Source organism: Archangium gephyra (assembly GCF_042230915.1).
In the GTDB taxonomy this organism is placed as follows: Bacteria; Myxococcota; Myxococcia; order Myxococcales; family Myxococcaceae; genus Archangium; species Archangium gephyra_B.
The window spans coordinates 883,013-902,558 of the sequence record NZ_CP102578.1; the positions used below are offsets into that span (position 1 = coordinate 883,013).

The 19,546-nt window shown below is 67.8% G+C and carries 14 protein-coding genes and 1 pseudogene; 9 read left to right on the forward strand and 6 right to left on the reverse strand.

Features of this window, described 5'->3' with window-relative positions:
* Positions 1-83: 83 nt before the first annotated feature.
* Together NR798_RS03675 and NR798_RS03680 are read right to left on the reverse strand one after the other, a co-directional pair.
* The gene (locus NR798_RS03675; RefSeq protein ID WP_375770000.1) at positions 84-359 is read right to left on the reverse strand and encodes a hypothetical protein; all 276 of its coding nucleotides are present in this window, start codon (positions 357-359) and stop codon (positions 84-86) included.
* Between the two features lie 92 nt (positions 360-451).
* A complete protein-coding gene (locus NR798_RS03680; protein ID WP_375770001.1) occupies positions 452-1,741 on the reverse strand; it encodes a citrate synthase family protein in 1,290 nt (429 codons plus the stop codon).
* Positions 1,742-1,816: 75 nt separating this feature from the next.
* On the opposite strand from NR798_RS03680, the gene NR798_RS03685 reads away from it, so the two are divergent.
* Both NR798_RS03685 and NR798_RS03690 read left to right on the forward strand, forming a co-directional pair.
* A complete protein-coding gene (locus tag NR798_RS03685; protein WP_375770002.1) occupies positions 1,817-2,596 on the forward strand; it encodes a class I SAM-dependent methyltransferase in 780 nt (259 codons plus the stop codon).
* 69 nt (positions 2,597-2,665) lie between these two features.
* Positions 2,666-3,166, forward strand: coding sequence for a hypothetical protein (locus NR798_RS03690; protein ID WP_375770003.1), 501 nt, complete (start codon positions 2,666-2,668; stop codon positions 3,164-3,166).
* 6 nt (positions 3,167-3,172) lie between these two features.
* On the opposite strand, the gene NR798_RS03695 is transcribed toward NR798_RS03690, so the two are convergent.
* Together NR798_RS03695 and NR798_RS03700 are read right to left on the reverse strand one after the other, a co-directional pair.
* The gene (locus NR798_RS03695) at positions 3,173-3,694 is read right to left on the reverse strand and encodes a hypothetical protein (protein WP_375770004.1); all 522 of its coding nucleotides are present in this window, start codon (positions 3,692-3,694) and stop codon (positions 3,173-3,175) included.
* Positions 3,695-3,748: 54 nt separating this feature from the next.
* A complete protein-coding gene (locus NR798_RS03700) occupies positions 3,749-4,759 on the reverse strand; it encodes a Rieske 2Fe-2S domain-containing protein (protein WP_375770005.1) in 1,011 nt (336 codons plus the stop codon).
* Between the two features lie 138 nt (positions 4,760-4,897).
* On the opposite strand from NR798_RS03700, the gene NR798_RS03705 reads away from it, so the two are divergent.
* Positions 4,898-5,569 (forward strand): TetR/AcrR family transcriptional regulator, encoded by a 672-nt coding sequence (locus tag NR798_RS03705; protein ID WP_375770006.1) that lies wholly within the window; start codon positions 4,898-4,900, stop codon positions 5,567-5,569.
* Here NR798_RS03705 and NR798_RS03710 read toward each other — a convergent pair.
* Positions 5,566-6,117 (reverse strand): hypothetical protein, encoded by a 552-nt coding sequence (locus tag NR798_RS03710; RefSeq protein WP_375770007.1) that lies wholly within the window; start codon positions 6,115-6,117, stop codon positions 5,566-5,568. The genes NR798_RS03705 and NR798_RS03710 overlap by 4 nt on opposite strands.
* 120 nt (positions 6,118-6,237) lie before the next feature.
* Here NR798_RS03710 and NR798_RS03715 point away from each other — a divergent pair, with 120 nt between their 5' ends.
* The 5 genes and pseudogenes from NR798_RS03715 to NR798_RS03735 all read left to right on the forward strand — a co-directional run bounded on the left by NR798_RS03715 (position 6,238) and on the right by NR798_RS03735 (position 15,139).
* Positions 6,238-7,422: a metallophosphoesterase gene (locus NR798_RS03715; RefSeq protein ID WP_375770008.1), complete on the forward strand. Its 1,185-nt coding sequence runs from the start codon at positions 6,238-6,240 to the stop codon at positions 7,420-7,422.
* Between the two features lie 123 nt (positions 7,423-7,545).
* Positions 7,546-7,938: a hypothetical protein gene (locus NR798_RS03720; RefSeq protein WP_375770009.1), complete on the forward strand. Its 393-nt coding sequence runs from the start codon at positions 7,546-7,548 to the stop codon at positions 7,936-7,938.
* 114 nt (positions 7,939-8,052) lie between these two features.
* Entirely contained in the window at positions 8,053-8,601 is a 549-nt protein-coding gene (locus NR798_RS03725; RefSeq protein WP_375770010.1) for a DUF2062 domain-containing protein, read from the forward strand.
* A gap of 316 nt (positions 8,602-8,917) precedes the next feature.
* Entirely contained in the window at positions 8,918-14,515 is a 5,598-nt protein-coding gene (locus NR798_RS03730; RefSeq protein WP_375770011.1) for a myxosortase-dependent M36 family metallopeptidase, read from the forward strand.
* Between the two features lie 426 nt (positions 14,516-14,941).
* A pseudogene (locus NR798_RS03735) lies at positions 14,942-15,139 on the forward strand (YdeI family protein).
* Positions 15,140-15,298: 159 nt separating this feature from the next.
* Here the strand turns inward: NR798_RS03735 and NR798_RS03740 are convergent.
* Complete coding sequence (locus tag NR798_RS03740) at positions 15,299-16,249, reverse strand: hypothetical protein (RefSeq protein ID WP_375770012.1); 951 nt, start codon at positions 16,247-16,249, stop codon at positions 15,299-15,301.
* A gap of 590 nt (positions 16,250-16,839) precedes the next feature.
* Between NR798_RS03740 and NR798_RS03745 the strand changes: the two genes are divergently transcribed.
* Positions 16,840-19,464, forward strand: a complete 2,625-nt coding sequence (locus NR798_RS03745) for a kelch repeat-containing protein (protein WP_375770013.1) — start codon at positions 16,840-16,842, stop codon at positions 19,462-19,464.
* The last annotated feature ends 82 nt before the right edge of the window (positions 19,465-19,546 follow it).

Here is a 19,546-nt window from a genome sequence, read left to right on the forward strand (position 1 = left end):
CTCTGGGAGAGGGACGGGGTGAGGGTCTCGAGAGGGTGCCGAGCGGACCGAAGGAGGTCCCGGCACCCTCTCTGCTTTGCGGGCTACGCCGGCGCGCGGAACGCGGTGTAGAGCCACATGAAGACGGCGAGCGCGGCGACGGCGGTGGAGAAGATGGCGGCGCGGCGGGAGCGGCCCTCGTCGGGGAACTTCCGGGCGCGCAGCCACATGCCGCCCACGCGGATGGCGACGAAGATGGCGAGCAGGGCGGTGCCGATCCACTTCCAGCCCGCGGGGCGGGTGACGGCCACGGCCCAGGCGCCGATGAAGGCGACGTTGCCGAGCAGGAGCATCAGTTGGAGGCGGGCGAAGGGGCTCATGGAGTGTCCGGGTAAGGCGGGGCGGGAGCGGAGTCCAGCGCATTGTCATGCGCCGTGCGCCAGGAGACGGCTGGTGGGTGGGGGAGAGGCCCTCAGGGCGAGGTGACGGGCGCTCCCACGTAGCGGGCCCTCGGGCGCAGGATGTGTCCCTGCTCGCGCTGCTCCAGCACGTGGGCCACCCAGCCCGCGGCGCGCCCCACCGCGAACAGCGCCGCCGCCGCTCCCGCGGGCAGCTCCAGCGCCGACGCCAGCGCCACCAGTCCGAAGTCCACCGTGGGCGCCGGGTGCCCGGCCTCGCGCATCGTCTCCTCCACCGCGCGCAGCACCCGGACCCCCACCGTCTCGGGGCGGAAGGCATACGCCGCCTCCAGGAGCGGCGGCGTGCGCGGGTCTCCCTCCGGGTACAGCGGGTGCCCGAAGCCCGGCACAGACTCGCCCCGCCGCAGCCGCTCGTGCACCACGGTGCGTGCCCGCTCCGGCCTTCCCACCTCCTGCAGCAGGGCCTCGATGCGGTCGCTCGCGCCTCCGTGCTTCGGCCCCGAGACCGCCGCCAGCGCCGCGCTCACGCACGCATACAGGTCCGCTCCCGCGGACGCTGTCACCCGCGCCGCGAAGGTGGACACGTTCAGCTCGTGGTCCGCGCACAGCACCAGCGCCCGGTCCAGCATCTCCGGCGCCCGCTTCGCCGCCGTGCCCCACGCTACCGCCAGCGAGGCCGCCACCGTCTCCTCCTTCAACGCCCGCGCCACCCGCGCTGGCGCGTGCGCCGCGCACACCCAGGCCCCCAGGTGCCGCAACAGCCGGCGCCCTCGCAGCCGCTCCTGTTCCGCCGGGGCCGCGAAGCGCACCTCGTCCCAGGCGCCCAGCAGGGGCACCACCGCCAGCAGCACCGCCAGCGGCGGCGAGCGCTTTGGCATCAGCTCGGCCACCGCCGACGGCTGCACGGGCAACTCCGGCGAGGGCCACCGCACCGGCTGCTCGGGCAGTGTGCCCGTCCACAACAGCTCCGCCACGTCCTCGAAGCCGCGTCCCTCCACCGCGAGCCGCACCGCTGGATGGCCCCGGTACGCCAGCCCCTCCGTCCCCACCCGTGACACCGCCGAGTCGATGACGGGCTCGCCCCAGCGCAACGCTCCCGCCGCCACCGCCGCGTGCCCCGCCCGCGCATCGTGCCGGGCCTTCAGCCGCTCGAGGTCCGCCCGGACGTACCGGTTCTCCTTCGTCCCCGGCTCCGGCACGCACCGCACCAGGCCCCGGCTCACGTACGTGTAGAGCGTCGCCCGCTTCACTCCCAACAGCGCCGCCGCCTCCTCCGCGGGCACCAGCTCCTCATGTCGACTGTCGAATCGAGATTGAGCCTTGGGCTCCCGGGCCTTAACCATTCGTCCTGTCTCCCGGCGCGCATTGTCGACTCGACTCGATGGCGCGTCGAGATGAGACAGGAGGAGCGGGCCCCCATGCAGGTCGACTTCGGACGGACGGCGGCGGACTATGTGAAGCACCGGGCGGGATTCCCGGAGCGCTTCTTCCAGCGGCTCGCCCGGGAGGAGGTCCTCAGGCCCGGCCTGCGCGCCGTGGACCTGGGCACCGGTACCGGCACCGTGGCCCGGGGACTCGCCCGCCATGGCTGCCAGGTCACCGCCCTGGATATCTCCGCCTCCATGCTCGACGGCGCCCGTCAGCTCGCCGCAAGCGAGGGGCTCTCCATCGACTGGCGGCTCGCCCCCGCGGAGAACACCGGGCTGCCCGAGGGCTCGGCGGACCTCGTCATCGCCGGCCAGTGCTGGCACTGGTTCGACCGCGCCGCCGCCGCCCGCGAGGCCGCCCGGTTGCTCGTTCCCGGGGGCCGGCTCGTCATCGCCCACTTCGACTGGGTGCCCCTGCCCGGCAACATCATCGAGGCCACCGAGCACCTCATCAACGACTTCAACCCCGGCCCCCTCCAGCCCTACGTCCAGTTCGGCCACGGCACCGGCCTCTACCCGGCCTGGTTCAAGGACGCCGCCGGCGCGGGCTTCACCAGCCTGGAGAGCTTCTCCTTCGACGTCGCCGTCCCCTACACCCACGAGGCCTGGCGCGGCCGCGTCCGGGCCAGTGCCAAGATTGGTGCGTCGCTCGCTCCGGAGGAGATTGCACGCTTCGACGCCGCGCTCGCCTCGCTCCTCGCCGAGCGTTTTCCCTCCAATCCCCTCGCCGTTCCCCACCGCGTCTTCGCCCTGCTTGCCACCCGGCCGTAGACCCGGGGGCTCCTGGGACGGCGAGGAAGGTTGAGCCGTGGGGAGACGCCGTGGCACCCTCGCGGTCCCATGGCCTCCCTCCTCGACTCGCTCGAACGCGCACGCCTCCTCAAGGACCGGGAAGCGGCGCGGGAGGTCCTCAACCCCGCCGAGCCTCCCCATGTCTCCCTGCTGCGCCTGTGCGACGCCGGGCTGCTCGAGGGCGGCCTCACCGTGGCGCTCGGCGTGCGGCCCGATGAGCTCGTGGGTCCGCTCACCATGGCCATGGGCGGCGCCGCGAAGCGCTTCAAGGTCGTCGACGTGCGCGAGCGCCCCGTGCTGGAGCTGCACATCCTCGCCGGAGAGACGTCCGAGCGCTGGGAGGTGGAGGACCTCTGGGCGCTCGTGCACAACCTCAACAGCCTCTACCGCGACGCTCCCGACGCGCGTGCCATCGCCGTGCTCGGCGAGTGGAACGACGCGCTCCAACTGCTGTGCGTGGACAAGCGCGCGCTCCCGCGGCTCCTGCGCGAGCGCTTCTTCGCGCCCCGCAACCGCGACGCGCTGGAGCACAAGCCGGAGAACTCCTGAGGTCCGTCAGCGTCCCCGCCGCTTGAACTGCGCCAGGCTGAGCTGCTGGTTGAGCCGGGCGATCTCCTTGCGCGCGGCCTCGAGCTCCTCCGAGGGCTTACCGCCACCGAAGAGCGCACGCACCCGCTCCACCAACGAGCGCTTGTTGGCGGGTCGGCTGGTCAGCTGCTGCACCCTGGCCTTGGACTTCGCCAGCGCCTGGTTCGTGGACTCCAGCTGCTTCTTCAGCAGCTTCACCTCGTCGCGCGCCAGGGTGGCTTCGCGCCGGGACTCGGCCATGTCGGCCGTGAGCGTGGCGAGCTGCTTCTCCACGTCCGCGCGCGCCGAGCGGAGGGCCGCGTTCTCCTTCTCCAGGGACTGCACCTGCGTCCGCAGCGCCTGGAGCTCCGCGGCCTCCTGCTTCTCGTCGCGGGGGAGCGCCACGGGGGCGGCTTTCTCACGTGCGGCCAGCTCGGCCTTGAGGCGCTTCACTTCGGACTGCGTCGTCTCGAGCAGATTCCTCAGCTCGCGCTCTTCCGTCTTCGCCACGGTCGCCCCCCTGTGTCCGCGAGCATAACCCCGCGGCCAGCCCGAGAGGGGCGCTCAGCTCGCCAGCGGCGGGGCCTCGGCGACGGCGGCGGACTCACGCGGGCCCTGCTTCTTGCGCTCCAGGTACCAGCGGCGGAAGGCCAGCGTGGCCCGGTCCGTCGCCACGCTGCGCTCCTCGGTCACCGGCGGGGCCTCGGCCGGGTGGCTCGACTCCACCACCGCCTGGTCCTCCTTGAGGATGCGCTTGTTGTAGCGGTCGAGCAGCGCCGCGAGCGGCTGGAGCTTCAGGAAGTCGCGCGTGCTCACCAGCATCATCCGCGTGTGGTCCGCGTCCACCGGCACGCACCACATGAACAGGCGCATGAGGCGCTGGGGGATGGGGATGTTCAGCGACATGCCGTTGGGCCGCAGCCAGTCCAGGGAGCCCTCCGCGGGTGCCTCATCCAGGCGCGACGTGGTGCGGAACCCCGTGGGCGTGGGGTGCACCTCGATCTCCATCTTCGAGTCCGGCTTCATCCGCTTCGCCAGCCCTCCACCGATGGTGCGCCGGTGCACGAAGGGCAGGTGCGGGGAGTCCAGCATGTTCTCCATCGCCCGCGTCCAGTGCGCGTTCCACGTCTCGGCGTAGTGCCACACGTGGACGCCCGGCTGTTCCATCACGGAAGGCACGGTGGGCTCCTCCGGAGCCTCGGCGCCCGGGCGCGTGTAGACCCAGATGAGGCCTCCGCGCTCGCGCACCGGGAAGGCGGTGGCGGCGTAGCGCTGGCGCTTCTCCTCCGGCAGGGGGTTGAGCGGAATGTGCGTGCACGCCCCTCCCGAGGCGAAGCGCCACCCGTGGAAGGGGCACTCCAGGCACCCGTCCTTGCTCACCTTCCCCAGCGACAGCTTCACGCCCCGGTGCGGACACTGGTCATGCAGCGCCGACACCCGGCCCTCGTGGTCGCGGAAGAGCACCAGCCGCTCCCCGGCGAGCGTCAGCCCGTGGGGCGCCTTGCCCACCTCCTTCGACATCGCCACCGGCGTCCACACGTCCGCGAAACCTTCGTCGGCGAAACCGTCCAGCATGAAGTCCTCTCCCGTGTCCTGCTCGCGGGATAGAATATCAAGGTTGGTTTATTTAATTTCAAGTCGAAGTGCGGTCACATGCCGGACAGCAGCGGGCGTAAGGTGGATTTCCTACCCCACGCGGGTTATTCAGGGCGCATGGCCCGGGTGAAGGGGAGCCGCAACGCCGACTACGAGAAGGAGCGCGAGCGCCTGCTGGAGGCGGTCCGCGCGCGCCTGCTCGCGAAGGACGGGGCGCAGGCGAGCTTCCGCGAGCTCGCCGAGGTGGCCGGGGTGAGCGTGGCCACGTTGCGGCACTACTTCGGCTCGCGCGAGGCGCTGCTGACGGAGGTGATGGTGGACATGCACCGGCGCGGCCTGCCGTACCTGCACGCCGCCGCCACGGAGCTTCATGGCCCGGTGCGCGAGTCACTCGGCTGGTTCCTCCAGCAGCTCCTCCTCGGCTGGCGCATGGGAGTAGGGGAGGTGCACGCCTTTGGCCTCACCGCGAGCGTGGGCCACGAGAAACTGGGGCCGGTGTACGTGCAGGAGTTGCTGGAGCCCACGCTGCAGTCGGCCGAGGCCCGGCTGTCGCGCCACATCGCGGACGGAGAGCTGCGGCGCTGCGACGTGCGCCATGCCGCGCTGGAGCTGGTGTGCCCGGTGGTGCTCGGCCTGCTGCACCAGATGCAGCTGTCGGGCGCGCGCTGCCGGCCGCTGGATGTGGAGCGCTTCCTGGCGGACCACCTGGACACGTTCCTCCGGGCCCATGCCGCGGAACCGGAGTCCCCGGCGCCGGAGCGTCCCCGGAAGCCCGGTCGTCCGGCCTAGGGCACGCCGAGCAGGAGCCCGAGCGTGGCCAGCGTCATCGCCGAGCCCTGCTGCACGAGCGCGGGAGGAATCGAGAGCATCACGGGCCGCTCCGGGATGCCTCCGCAGCTGCGCGAGCCCACGTAGCTCCCATCCCGGGTGGCCCTCAGCTCGTAGCTGCACGGGCCCACCGTCCCGGTGAGCTCCTCGTCGCTGATGTTCAGCTCCGCGAGCCGGCCGTAGAAGGAGCCCCGGGCGTGGGTGACGCCGTCCTTCTCCTCGAAGCTCAACCGGGTCAGCTCCTGGCCCACCGTGCCCCCCAGCTCCTTGCCGTTGAGGCCGAGGAACACCGTCCGGCCAAAGGCCCTCCCGCGCAATGTCTTTCCATCACGCGAGAGCTGGAGGTCCGGGCCGGTCACACTGTCCGCGGTCACGCGTGCCGTGATGGCGGCGTCCGGGGTGCGCAGGAAGAGGTACTGGTCCTCGCTCTGCGCTGCCGCCGTTCCGAGGACGAGCAGGGCGGCCATCCCGAGCGCCCGGCCGATTCGCTGGGTGTACGAGGAATTCATACTGGAAGGATAGGAATGGAGGATCCGCCGCGGAGGCGTGCTCCTCCGGACGGGACGGCGGGCGTCCGCCCGGTTGCCGGGCGAGCACGAGCGCTGGCCGTTATCCTCTCCGGCATGGCCATGCAGGTGTCTTCCCCGTCCGGTCCCCAGGGACACGTGCCCGTGGGGCTCATCCTCCGGGGCATCCTGATGTTGACGATGATGGTGGGGCTGATCGCGGCGCTGCACTACTACCTCGGGGTGAGGCTCGTATCGGACCCGGGGCTGGCGCAGCCGTGGGCAGGGCTCGGCTGGTTGGTGCTGTGGCTCGGCTTCGCGTCCATTCCGGCGGCCATGGCGTCCACGCGGATGAAGCCCTCGTGGAAGGAGCAGGTGCTGCACTGGGGCGGCATGCTGTGGATGGGCGCCTTCGGGCTGCTGCTGACGGCCACGGTGGCGGCGGACGTGCTGGGCTGGGTGTGGCGGCTGGTGGGCCCGGCGCCCCTGCTCGCGCGGGACAAGGCCCTGGCGGTGGTGGGCGTGGTGGTGCCGGCGATGCTCGTCGCCTTCCGCACGGCGCGTTCGCCCGCGCGCGTGGAGCGCGTGACGGTGCCGGTGAAGGGACTGGGCGCGGGGCTGTCGGGCGTGAAGGTGGTGCAGATCTCCGACATCCACATCGGCCCCACGCTGGACCGGAGCTTCATGCAACGGGTGGTGGAGCAGGTGAACGCGCTCCAGCCCGACGTGGTGGCGGTGACGGGGGACCTGGTGGACGGCAGCGTCACGCGGCTGCGTGACGAGGTGGCCCCGCTCGCCGGACTGCGCGCGCCGCTGGGCGTCTACTACGTCACCGGCAACCACGAGTACTACCACGGAGGGGCCTCCTGGTCCGCCGAGGTGGCCCGGCTGGGGCTCACGGTGCTGAACAACGCGCACCGGGTGGTGGAGCGCGAGGGCGCGCGCCTGACGGTGGCGGGCGTGACGGACCTCGAGGGCGGGAGGATGGAGCCGTCGCACGCGTGCCGGCCGGACGTGGCGCTCGCGGATGCACCGGCGGGCGTGCCCCGGTTGCTGCTGGCGCACCAGCCTCGCGTGGCGGTGCTGGCCCGGGGCCTGGGCGTGGATCTGCAGCTCTCCGGGCACACGCACGGCGGACAGCTCTTCCCCTTCATGGCCTTCGTGAAGCTGCAGCAGCCCGTGATCCAGGGACTGGCCACCATCGCCGGGGTGCGCGTCTATACCAACCGGGGCACCGGCTACTGGGGCCCACCGCTGCGCCTGGGGCCCTCGCCTGAGATTACCGAGCTGACACTCGTGAGCGCGTAGCTCCGGTGCGCGCGGGGTTCACTGGCTGTCGTATCGCGGAGGGATGCGTTGCCCCTTCTTCCACTCCGGCGTTAGCCTGCGTCCGTGCCTTCCGCGTCCCAAGGCCGGGCCACTTCCGGGCCCATGCGTGTCCTCTTCGTTGCGGACGACCCCGTGCTGCGCGACACCGCTCGCCGTGAGCTGTCGCCGGGCTTCGAGCTGCTCCCCGTCAACACCTTCGCCCTGGCGCTGCCGCTGCTGGAGCTCGAGCCGGCGCCCACCGCCATCGTCATCGACCTGGGGCTGGCGGACGCCAAGGGGGCGGCGGACTTCCTCGCCACCCTGGTGGAGCGCAACTACCCCGGCCCTCGCGTCCTTTTGTCCAGCAAGTTCCGCCCGGAGGAGGCTTCCACCCTCAGCCAGGCCAGCATCATCCACTTCGCGCTCGCCATGCCCTGGGCTCCCGGCGAGCTGCGCACCTTCGTGGAGGCCGCGCTCGGCTTCCGCCCCTTCCCGAGCGCCCTGCACGCCATCTGATGGCTGGTGGCAGGCGGCCAATCGGGCTCCGTGACGACATCCTGCACGCGCCCGGGCTCCGCATTATCCTGGCGCCGGTTGCAGCGGATTTCCGTTCCAGAAGCGTGGTGTCCCGTGTCGTCGTGGTGGAAGGTTGCCAAGAGGAAGCTCCGGCGCGCTCGTGTGCGGTTGCTGCGCGGCTCGGGTGCTCCGGGTGAGATCGCCGGGGGCATGGCGCTCGGGTTGTTCATCGCCCTGTTGCCCATCATGGGCCTGCAGCTCCCCCTGGCCCTCGCCGCCGCCGAGCTGGTGCGCCGGCTGACGCACTTCCAGCTCTCGCGCGTCGCCGCCGCCGCGGGCGTGTGGATCAACAACCCCGTCACCGCCGCGCCCGTCTACGGCCTGTGCTACCTCATCGGCCGCCCCATCGCGCACCGGCTCCTCCCGGCTTCTCCGGGCCAGGGGACGGCGGCCGCGACGCTCGACCTGAGCGCGCTCTCCTTCTCCGGCCCCGAGGCGCTCGAGGTGGGGCTCGGCCTCGCCATCGGCGGTGTCCTGCTGGGCGTGCCCACGGCGTGGCTCGGCTACCACATCACCTACGGCATGGTGTCGCGCCACCAGGCGGACCGTGAACAGCGCCGGGCCCGCAGGGCGCGCGGCCTGAAGCTCGCTCCCGAGGTCTAGGCGCGCGCGCGCGGGGGCGCGCCAGAAGGCCACCGTTTCGGCTCCGGTGCGGTAACGGAGCACACCGGTATCCCATGTGTTCCCCATTTTCCCCGGCTCATCGGGCGCGAATTCCGCCCGGGCTGGATGAAATGGGTGAAAAGCGCCGGTGTCGCATTTGAACCTACCTGCGAGAGGGCACTACGATTTTCAACAGGTGACACATTCGTCACCAGGGAGCCACCCGGCTTGACCAGGCGTTCCGGCGATGGTGCCGGGGTACCTACGGGTCTCGAGGGAGCTCCCAGCCGCCGTCGTGCACAGGGAGCTTCCCCACGTGAGAAGGTTGGTTGCCACGCTGTCAGGGCTGGCGCTGGTGTTGTCTGGAACTGGCGCCGCTGCCCGGTCGTTGCCGAACTACGATGCACTGCAGGATGCGAAGCCCTCGGGCCGAGCCATTGCTGGCTTCACGCCGGTGAAGGTCTCGGGGGTGCGCATCGCCCACCAGGACGCGCTGACGAATGCGCCCACGTTCATCTGGGTCAAGAAGGGTGCCCAGACGTCGCTGGGTGCCACGTACGCGCGCATGGCGCCCGAGCACGCCGCGATGGTGCAGCTCGCGGAGCATGCCCCGCTCTACGGACTGAGCTCCTTCGAGTCGGCGGGCGCGCGGGTGGTCTCCGTCAGCCAGAACGCCCAGGGCGTCAAGGTGGTGACGCTGGCCCAGGAGGCCTCGGGCATCGAGGTCTTCCGCCAGGCGCTCAACGTCCTGCTCGACCGGAACAACGAGGTGGTGGCCATCTCCGGCAACCTCTCCAAGCACGTCTCCGCGGACGTGCCCGGCGCGCGCATGCGCTTCGAGCTGCCGGCCCACCAGGCCGTCTCCCTGGCCTACCAGGACCTGACCGGCACCGCGCTGGACGCGAGCCTGCTGCGGCGCCTGAGCGCGAAGGCGGTCAGCGACGGCAAGTACTCGCACTTCGAGCTGGTCTCCTACGCGCGTCCGCTCAACGAGGAGCTGGTCATCCCGGCCCGCGTGAAGCAGGTGCTCTACTCCCTGCCCAACGCGCTGGTGCCCGCCTACTACGTGGAGCTCAACACGGGGCGTCCGGACAGCCAGGAGTCGGACTACTACTCCTACGTCGTGTCCGCGGCCGATGGCCGGCTGCTGATGCGCAACAACCTGACGTCGGACGCGGAGTTCAGCTACCGCACCTTCGCGGACACCACGCCGCCGTACACCCCGCACGATGGCCCCTCGGGCAACGGCGCCACGCCGCACCCCACGGGCGTGCCGGACGGCTACCGCCCGCCGTACATGGCGCCCTCGCTGGTCACCCTGCAGAACGCGCCCTTCAGCCAGAATGACCCCTGGCTGGCGGACGGCGCCACGGAGACCCGCGGTAACAACGTGGACGCGTACGCGGACCTCGTCGCCCCGGACAACTACAACGCCGGCGACCTGCGCCCCACCGTCACCGCGCCGGGCGTGTTCGACCGGAGCATGCTGTTCGACATCCAGCCGAACGCCAACGCGGAGCAGATCGCCGCGGCCACCACGAACCTCTTCTTCGTGAACAACTGGCTGCACGACTGGTACTACGACGCGGGCTTCGACGAGGCCTCCGGCAACGCGCAGACCGACAACTTCGGCCGCGGCGGCCTGGGCAGTGACGCCATCCGCGCGCAGGCGCAGGACTACGGCGGCACCAACAACGCCAACATGTCCACGCCGGCGGACGGCGCGTCCCCGCGCATGCAGATGTACCTCTTCTCCGGCCCGCGCAACGCGCGCCTGACGGCCAACGCGCCCGCCTCCGTCGCGGGCAACTACCCGGTGGGTGTCGCCGCGGGCTTCGGTCCGCAGACGTTCGACCTGACCGGTGACGTGGTGCTGGCCCTGGACGCGGCCGACGCCACGGGCCCCTCCACCACCGATGGCTGCACCGCGCTGACCAACGCGGCGGACGTGGCCGGGAAGATCGCCCTGGTGGACCGCGGCACGTGCGGCTTCATCGTCAAGGTGCAGAACGCGCAGACGGCGGGCGCCATCGGCCTCATCGTCGCGGACAACGCGCCCGGCGGCGTCACGGACCTGGGTGGTACCCTCAGCGGCATCACCATCCCCACGCTGCGCATCACGCTCGCGGACGGCGACAAGCTGCGCGCCACCCTCCCCGGGCTCAACGTGCGGCTGTTCCGCGGCCCGACCATCAACCTGGACGGCACGGTCGACAACGTCATCGTGGCCCACGAGTGGGGCCACTACATCAGCAACCGCCTCATCGTGAACTCGGCCGGTCTGGTCAACAACCAGGGCCGCTCGATGGGCGAGGGCTGGGGTGACTTCACCGCGCTGCTGATGGTGACGCGCCCGGAGGACATCTCCGTCCCCTCCAACGTGAACTGGAGCGGTGCCTACGGCGCGGCCGAGTACGCGACGCGGGGCATCTCCGCGGACGCCGCGTTCTTCGGCATCCGCCGCGTGACGTACTCGGTGGACATGGCCAAGAACGCCCTGACGTTCCGCCACATCACCGATGGCGTGGCGCTGCCCACCACGACGCCCCTGTCCGCGGGCGGCGTCAACTCCGAGGTGCACAACTCGGGCGAGGTGTGGGCCACCATGCTGTGGGAGTGCTACGTGGCGCTCCTGCGTGCGCATCCGTTCGAGGAGGCGCAGGACCGCATGAAGAGCTACCTGGTCAACGGGTACAAGATGACGCCCGCGGCGCCGACCTTCCTCGAGGCGCGTGACGCGGTGCTCGCGGCGGCCTACGCCAACGACCCGGCTGACGGCCAGCGTCTCTGGGCGGCCTTCGCCCGGCGCGGTGCCGGCGTGGGCGCGGTGGCTCCGGACCGCTACTCCACCAACCACGCCGGTGCGGTGGAGAGCTTCGCGCTGGGCACCAGCGTGGAGTTCGAGTCCATCTCCTTCGCGGACGCCCCGGCCACCCCGGGCGACGCGGACGGCATCCTCGACAACGGGGAGACGGGCCGCCTGGTCATCGTGGCGAAGAACCGGGGCTCGGAGCCGGCCAGGGGCACCAGCGTCACCGTCTTCTCGGCCACGCCGGGCGTGACGGTGGGCAACCGTGGCTCGGCCGTGTTCCCGGAGATTCCCGTGGGCGGCGAGGCCGAGGTGTCCGTGCCTGTCTCTCTCACGGGCGCGTCGATGGCGCAGCGGGCCGACTTCAGCTTCGCCCTGCGTGATGACGGCCAGGCCGTCCCGGGCGACAAGGCGGCCGGGCTGGCCTTCAAGGTGAACTACGACGAGGTGCTCACCGCGACTCCCACGGAGACGGTGGAGGCCTCGCTCAAGAACCTGCCCTGGACGAGCGAGTCCGAGGCGACGCTGGCCCGTGGCGACTTCGAGGTCGTGTCGTTCTCCGACCTCAACCGTGCCTGGTATGGCCCGAACCTGGGGGCCGCGAGCGATGTGCGCCTCGTCTCCCCGGCGCTCACCGTGAGCGCCACCCAGCCGCTCGTCCTCTCGTGGCGTCACGCCTATGACTTCGAGGCCGATGGCGCCGACTACTACGACGGCGCCGTCATCGAGCTCACCGAGGACGGTGGCGCGACGTGGGTGGACATCGGTGCGCCGCTGTACAACGGCACGCTCGTTTCCTACGCCGGCAACCTGAACCCGCTGGCGGGCCGCTCCGCCATCGGCGGTGCCACCGCGGGCTTCCCCGTGCTCGTCCCCGCCTCGCTGGACCTGGGGACGCGCTACGCGGGCAAGACGGTGCAGATCCGCTTCCGCATCGGCGCGGACAACGGCGCCGCCGCGACGGGCTGGGTGCTGGACGACCTGTCCTTCTCCGGCATCACCAACACCCCGTTCACGAAGATCTGCTCGGACACCGGCGCGTGCGCGAACAGCCTGCCGGTGGCATCGGCTGGCCCGGACGTGACGGCCGACGAGCGCACGGCGGTGTCGATCAGCGGTAGCGCCGTCGACTTCGACAACGACGCGCTCACCTACGCGTGGACGCGGGTGTCCGGCCCGGCGGTGACCCTGTCCGGTGCCAACACGGCCACTGTGTCCTTCACCGCTCCCGAGGTGACCAGCGACACCGACGTGGTGCTGCGGCTGACCGTCAACGACGGCAAGGCCGCGGTCACCGACACCGTGAGCGTGCGCGTGAAGAACGTGAACCGCGCGCCCACCGTGAACGCGGGCCTGGACGGCTCGGCCAACGAGCGTGGCAGCCACTCGCTCTCCGGCTCCGCGAGCGACGCGGATGGTGACACCCTCAGCTACCTGTGGACGCAGGTGTCCGGTACGCCGGTGGCGCTGCGCAACTACGACAAGGCGTCCGCCTCCTTCGCCACGCCGGAGGTCGCGTTCGACGAGACGCTCTCCTTCAAGCTGACGGTGAGCGACGGCAAGGTGACGGCCAGCGACACGGTGGACGTGGTGGTCCACAACGTGAACCGCGCGCCGATGGTGATGGCGTCCTCCGTGACGGTGGACGAGCGCAGCACCGCCACCCTCGAGGCCACCGCCTCGGACATGGACGGCGACACGCTGACGTACAGCTGGACGCAGGTGTCCGGCACGCCGGTGGTGCTCTCCGGTGCGGACACCGCGACGGCGTCCTTCCCGACGGGCGAGGTGAGCGCCGACAGCATGCTCACCTTCAAGGTGGAGGTGAGCGATGGTGTGGACACGGCCAGCCGCGAGGTGGTGGTGAACGTGCGTCACCTCAACCGCGCGCCGACGGTGAACGCGGGCGTGGACGGCAGCGTGAACGAGCGTGAGTCCGTCACGCTCAGCGGCTCCGCGAGCGATGCGGACGGCGATGGCCTCAGCTACTCCTGGGTGCAGGTGTCCGGCACTCCGGTGGCGCTGTCCAATGCCAACACGGCGTCGGCGACCTTCACCGCGCCGGAGACGGTCTCCGGTGAGACGCTCTCCTTCGTGCTGATGGTGAGCGACGGCAAGGTGACGGCCAGCGACACGGTGGACGTGGTGGTCAACAACCAGAACCGCGCGCCGGTGGTGACGGCGGCCGCGGTGACGGTGGACGAGCGGAGCACCGCCTCCCTCGTGGCCACTGCCTCGGACGCGGACGGCGATGCGCTGACGTACAGCTGGACGCAGGTGTCCGGCGCGCCGTTCACGCTCTCGGGTGCGGACACCGCGACGGTCTCCTTCGCGACCGGCGAGGTGACCACCGATCGCTCCTTCACCTTCCGCGTGACGGTGAGCGATGGCGTGGCCTCGGCCAACCAGAACGTGGTGGTCAACGTGCGCAACGTGAACCGCGCGCCGGTGGCCAACGCGGGTGCCGCGGTCTCCGCGGTGGCCCGTGGCACGGCCAGCCTCGACGGCAGCGCCAGCGCTGACGCCGACGGCGGCGCCCTGTCGTACCAGTGGACGCAGGTGGGTGGCCCGTGGGTGATGCTGGCGGGTGGTGACACCGCCACGCCGTCCTTCACCGCGCCGGACGTGAAGGCGGCCACCGAGCTGGCCTTCCGCCTGGTGGTGCGCGATGGCACGCTCTCCAGCGAGCCCTCGACGGTGATGGTCACCGTCTCGCCCGCCGACAACGTGGCCCCGGTGGCCAAGGCCCGCATCATCGTCTCTGGCGGCCAGTCGTCGATGACGCTCGACGGCTCGGGCTCCAGCGATGCGGATGGCGAAGCGCTCACCTACAAGTGGGAGCAGACGGCGGGCTCGCCCGTGCAGCTCACCAACGCCACCCAGGCGGTGTTGAGCGTGGACGTGCCCGCGAGCGGCACCTACGGCTTCCGTCTCACCGTGACGGATGCCCGCGGTACCTCGCACAGCGCCACCGTGGAGGCCTCGGCCACCCTGCCCGCTCCGGTGGAGCAGGGCGGCTGCTCCTCCACGGGCGCGGGTGCCCCGGCCGGCATGCTCGGCCTGGCGCTCCTGGGCCTGCTGCGCCGCCGCCGCTGGCTGAACTGAGACACCGCCGCCCTCCTCCTCCGCTCCAGGCGGGGGAGGCGGGGGGCAGCTGAACTGTCGTGCTCCGGCGGCCGGTTCCCTCTCAGGGGCCGGCCGCCGGTCTTTTGTGAAGCAGAAGCACCATCCCAGGGCGTGGCTTCTGGGCCAGCCTGGAGCCATGGCGCACAAGATGTTCAAGGCGAAGCTGGAGCACAGCGGCGTCTCTGGCACTTGGTCCACGGTGACCCTGCCGTTCGACGTGGAGAAGACGTTCGGCAGCAAGGCCCGTAGGGGACAGTCGGTGGCATGCCCTCCCGGGGCTCGGCGACGCCCTGGAGTGATAGCTCGCCCTACCTCGTGGTGAATAAGACACTCCAGAAGGGCGCCGGTGTGGCTCCCGGTGACACGCTGGAGTGTTCCCTGGAGCCCGACACGGAAGCGCGGATCGTGGAGGTCCCGGAGGAACTCCAAGCCGCGCTGAAAAAGAACGCCGCAGCGCGCCGCGCCTTCGAGGCGCTGTCGTAATCGCACCAGCGGGAGTACGCCGACCATGTTCGTGAGGCGAAGCGCTCCGAAATGCGCCAGACCCGCGCTGCGAAGTTGCTGGTGATGCTCACCGAGAGCAAACGCCCCAAGAAGGGTTGAGACTGCCTTCTCTCTCCCAGGAGTCGTAACCCCTGGATTCTCCATTCCAATCAGGGACAGGGCTTCACAAGCTTTTGCTGCACCTGGGCTGGGAGGAGGCGGAACATGGGGGCTGCCTCCACTCGAACAGCAGAGGGACGAAACGAGCGCCCAAGAAAACTACTTCGAGCCTGGTTGCTCTTCCTCTGAGGATGACTCGGATTTCTGTAGAGTCATCTTGCCATTGGCATAGTGGTATCGCTGGGCCTCACGTGTGTGCGCTTTTTCGACGCCTGTGACCAAGCTTACCTCTAGCTGTTTACGGTGCACTTCGACGTCCAGGCCCCGATCGGAAGGCTTTACCTCTACCTCTGCTATCACGGAGTGCTTGAGTTTCTCGTCCAATGTGTCACGCCGGATATCCACTACTAGTAGTTCCTCGAAGGAGGGCTTGCCCAGGCCAAGGAAGGAACGGCGTATTCCACTGGTACGGGCATTTTCCTGGAAAGACTCTTCGGTCTCCAATAGTCCGGGGGACTGGGAAACCTTATGGATGGCTACGGATTGGAGATGGCCTCGCCGGGAACGCTTCAGCACACGGGCCTCCTTACCTGATCCGGACACTACTGCCAGGTAGCCTGCGCAATCGGCATCTGCCGAAGCAGAGTAGACGAGGGTTTGAGGCTCTTCAGAAAGAAGCAACCGCCGGGCAAACTGCGCGCACCAGCTTCTTCGGGCCTTGGGTATTTGTGCGAAGAGCAACTCTCCTGCTCGCTCCGCCGAAATTCCCGCGCTGATGTCCACTGGCTCCAGTCGTGACAGCAACGTGTAATATTTGCTCCGGCTGTCCAGTTTGACCTGCACCACCTGTTCCGACCTTCCTTCCCAAGGCTGTTCACCCTCTAAGCTCAATACGGTAACGACCGTATCGGCTGCCACCTCAGTCATGTCTCCCTTCTTAGGCGTACTACCTCTGAACAGATCGAGTCGCCGCATGGACCTGGCTTCAAACGGTACCTTGATTTTGGAGGCCGGTTTGACGCTGACTGGAGATTCTGCTTGGGCTTTGCCGTTGGTGAGCGCGGCGATGAGTAGAAAACCAATCCGCAGGCACGTATGTCGAGAGAGCATTTCTAGGATTCTTGAGTTCATGTGAAAGAAGTAGGAGGGTGTGGAAAGCTATCCTTCTGTTTGTCTGTTTTTCAAGTACCACACATGATGTTCGGATGGATTCACGATGAAGGAATCACGACTGGGTTGCTCTCTGTTCTCTTTGTTGAAGGAGACATGACTTCGAGGATTTTCACCGTTCCTGTTGGGACGTTCAGTATAGTCTCGCCTCGAGTTCCTGAGCCTCGGCTCCTCGCACGCAAGCAGCAGATCGAGTGCAGCGCAGCAGATTCAAACTCAGGCTCCGGCTCGCGAAGTGAGCCGCGCCGCTGAGCAGCCGCATCGGTCAGCCGTGGTGGGGCATTTCGACGAGAAGAAATTCCAAATGAATGTGGGATGGGCCGTCGCATGTCTTCCACTGAGCTGCCCGAGCGAAGATAACATTTCTGGTGTGTATGTGTTGGTGCCGAGTAATTGCGCCTGTATGTGGTTGAGTTTATCATTTATGGGGTGTTTGGGGAAATCCAGATTAAGTGTTGACCGCAAAGGTTCACTCCTGGTACGTTCCCAGGGCTCGGAACTCTTCCGCTTCCGATTTGCGAGGGGGTGTCATGAAGTTACTGCAAGTGAATTTTGTGGTGGTATTCAGCATACTGCTTGTTGGCTTGTCTGGCGCCGCACAAGAAAATCGCACGTACACGAAGGACGCTGACTTCGACGAAGGTCGCCTTGAGGGAGTCAATCATGATGCCCCCAATAGCAATCAGTTGCAGATTAGCTTCGAAAAGCCTCCATTTATCGACCCCTACATCTGGGTGGCCAACTATGCTCAGGAAACGGTTACCAAGGTCGACACGCGAACTGGTGGGCAGGTAGGGAAATATCATTCTGTCCTGATGCTCAACTGGGACGGTAGTAAGCCGGACGTGCCCGTTATTGGTTCTGGTTGTAATTCGCCTTCACGTACGACGGTGGACGGCGACGGCAATTCTTTCGTGGCCAACCGCGGCCTCTGCAATGGCACGAACGCCTACTCAAGAGCATCGCTTACCAAAATCGCCGGTGTGCTAGGTCATTGTGTAGATCGCAATGGAAACGGACGGATCGACACATCTCGTGATGTCAACGGCGATGGGGTCATCAACGAAAAGGATTCTGCGGAGTTTTTCGGTCAATCCGACGAATGCTTGCTGTGGACGAAGAATTATACGAAGCGCGAAGATCGAGATCTAGGTCGTTCAGTGGCTGTGGATGCCGACCAGAATCTATGGTTGGGTGGTTACGATACTTCCAAGCTGTTCAAGCTAGATGGCAAGACCGGTGCAGAACTGGACTTCATCAACCCCAGCGCCGAGACCGGCACTTCCGCGAATATCTACGGGCTCGCGGTTGGTCCAGGGGGATTCATCTATACCTCCGATATCAATGCACGGCGTCTGATGAAGATTGATCCGGCCGCACCAGCAGGCAGGCGCGTCGTAGCCACGGTCATGTCTCCGGTTCCCACCTACGGTATCGCTGTTGACCGTAAAGGTATTGTTTGGTTGGGGAACTGGAGCGAAGCCAATCGCGGCGGTGTGGTGCGAGTCGATTTCGTGAAGGGGACCGCCGAATTGATGTCCATTCCTAGCAGTAGCGATTGCAATGGGCATACTCGAGGTGTTGCCGTGGATCACGAAGGTGACGTCTGGGTTGCTTGTTGGAGTACCAGCAAGCTGCTGCGCTTCAATTCAGCAGGTGTATTCGTGCGTAGTTACCCAACGGCACCTGGCACACTGGGAGTGGCGATTGATCACAAGCAAAGGATCTGGACCGCCAACCAGACCAGCGATACGTTGTCCCGGATTGACCCGGGCGGCTTGGTTCCCACTGAGTCGTACCCGGCGGGAGGACATCCCTACTCGTACTGGGACATGACGGGCTTTCAGCTTCTCAGTTCTACGATGCGTCAGGGTGAATGGACTGTCGAACATGACAGCGGCAAGCCAGGAACCAGGTGGGGCACCATTCATTGGAACCGTGAGCTCGAGGGAGCAACTCCCGCCGGTACCAACATCGTCGTGTTCGCGCGTGCCGCAGACGATAAGGTCGCTCTGGAGTCTCAACCTCTCGTTGAGGTGACTCGGGCCACGTCCTTCACCAAGGCGGGGGTGACGGGCCGCTACCTGCAGGTCAATGCGCTGCTTCGCACCAAGACGAGCGGCACCTCTCCGGTTCTCAGCGACTTGACGGTGATCCCCAGCTTCAGTTGGAGCACGCCATCGGAGATTGGCGGCGAGACGCTCATGCACAGGGCGGTGCTACTGAAGAATGGTCAGGTGTTCATCGTGGGAGGCTTCACGGAAGTCGCACGACTCTTCAACCCGGCCACGGCCACATGGCGAACCACTGCCTCTGCGTCCGCCTCGCGTCGCTATCACACGGCTACTCTGCTGGCAGATGGAAGAGTCCTGGTCGCTGGCGGCGCTAGTGAGAAACTGGATGCCACTGCGGAGTTGTACGATCCTACAAGCGAAACATGGGCTCCTGCCTCCTCCATGGGCCAAGCGCGAATCCGCCATACCGCCACCCTGTTGGGGAATGGCCGGATTTTGGTGGTCGGCGGTACGGCTCCGGGTTTGAGCGCTAGCGCAGAATTGTATGATCCGGTCGCGAATACCTGGGTGAGCACAGGCCGTCTGAGTCAGGGCCGTCACGGGCATACGGCAACCGTGCTGAAGAGCGGGCATGTCTTGGTGGTTGGCGGCATTGACGACAGCGGCACCCCGCTGGCCTCGGCCGAGGTGTACGATCCAGTTGCTGGCACCTGGAGCACGACGGCTCCCATGAAGCAGACCCGCTATGAGCACACGGCGACACTGCTTGCGGATAACCGCGTCATCGTAGCGGGTAACAAGTTCAGCGCTGATAGTGCATCCACGACCGAATTGTACGACCCAGCGACCAAGACGTGGTCTACCGGTGCCAACATGATCCACCGGCGTGCCAGGCACCAAGCGACTTTGCTGCAAACGGGTCAGGTGCTCATCACGGGTGGGTACCACGATTTCGAGGGCCTCCACAAATCTGCCGAAATCTATGATCCAGTGACCGGTACTTGGGCCGCAACGGGATCGATGACAATGAGTCGTGAGTCCCACACGCTCACCCTGCTCAACAATGGTGAGGTGCTGGCCACCGGTGGTATCAGTTGGAGCCCTGGCGGGCAGCGCACTTCGGAGCTTTTCTCTCCGTAGCCTACTCGTTCATATCAGCTTCTTCCCCGAGCCCCACCTGTATGTGGGGTGGGGCTCGGGCCCATTAGGGACTTCGCGTCAG

Bases quoted from the DNA above. Each gene is read 5' to 3' on its own strand.
- NR798_RS03675 (WP_375770000.1), bottom strand. From the start codon at position 359: ATGAGCCCCTTCGCCCGCCTCCAACTGATGCTCCTGCTCGGCAACGTC.
- NR798_RS03680 (WP_375770001.1), bottom strand. From the start codon at position 1,741: ATGGTTAAGGCCCGGGAGCCCAAGGCTCAATCTCGATTCGACAGTCGA.
- NR798_RS03685 (WP_375770002.1), top strand. From the start codon at position 1,817: ATGCAGGTCGACTTCGGACGGACGGCGGCGGACTATGTGAAGCACCGG.
- NR798_RS03690 (WP_375770003.1), top strand. From the start codon at position 2,666: ATGGCCTCCCTCCTCGACTCGCTCGAACGCGCACGCCTCCTCAAGGAC.
- NR798_RS03700 (WP_375770005.1), bottom strand. From the start codon at position 4,759: ATGCTGGACGGTTTCGCCGACGAAGGTTTCGCGGACGTGTGGACGCCG.
- NR798_RS03705 (WP_375770006.1), top strand. From the start codon at position 4,898: ATGGCCCGGGTGAAGGGGAGCCGCAACGCCGACTACGAGAAGGAGCGC.
- NR798_RS03710 (WP_375770007.1), bottom strand. From the start codon at position 6,117: ATGAATTCCTCGTACACCCAGCGAATCGGCCGGGCGCTCGGGATGGCC.
- NR798_RS03715 (WP_375770008.1), top strand. From the start codon at position 6,238: ATGCAGGTGTCTTCCCCGTCCGGTCCCCAGGGACACGTGCCCGTGGGG.
- NR798_RS03720 (WP_375770009.1), top strand. From the start codon at position 7,546: ATGCGTGTCCTCTTCGTTGCGGACGACCCCGTGCTGCGCGACACCGCT.
- NR798_RS03740 (WP_375770012.1), bottom strand. From the start codon at position 16,249: ATGCTCTCTCGACATACGTGCCTGCGGATTGGTTTTCTACTCATCGCC.
- NR798_RS03745 (WP_375770013.1), top strand. From the start codon at position 16,840: ATGAAGTTACTGCAAGTGAATTTTGTGGTGGTATTCAGCATACTGCTT.